Annotated in this window: 1 protein-coding gene; it reads left to right on the forward strand. The window is 58.3% G+C overall.

Annotated elements, in window-relative coordinates; genetic code table 11:
- Positions 1–65: 65 nt before the first annotated feature.
- A partial coding sequence (locus SB775_RS28360; RefSeq protein ID WP_410864504.1) for a hypothetical protein occupies positions 66–319 on the forward strand: 254 nt, incomplete at its 3' end.

Below are 319 nucleotides of genomic sequence, written 5' to 3' on the forward strand. Positions count from 1 at the left end.
CGGCTAGCCACCGGCGCGCCTTATCGGAACTCAAGCGCCTAAGCAACACCGCTCGAGTTGGGATTGTGGCCGCCACGGTTACCAACTTGGCGCATGTTCTCGACGTGGATCAACAGTTCGCCAGTAGGTTCAAGCGCAAGATCACAATCAAACCGTGGGAGCTGTCGAACGAACTGCGCAACTTCGTCTATGGCTTGCAGCGCAACCTGCCTTTCCCGGAGCGCTCGCAACTGGACGACCGCCGGAGCTTGCCGTTGATAGCTCAACGCAGTGAGGGCAATACAAAGGAAGTAGTGGAGCTGATCCGACTGGCGGCACT

This window comes from Peribacillus sp. SIMBA_075, assembly GCF_046534585.1.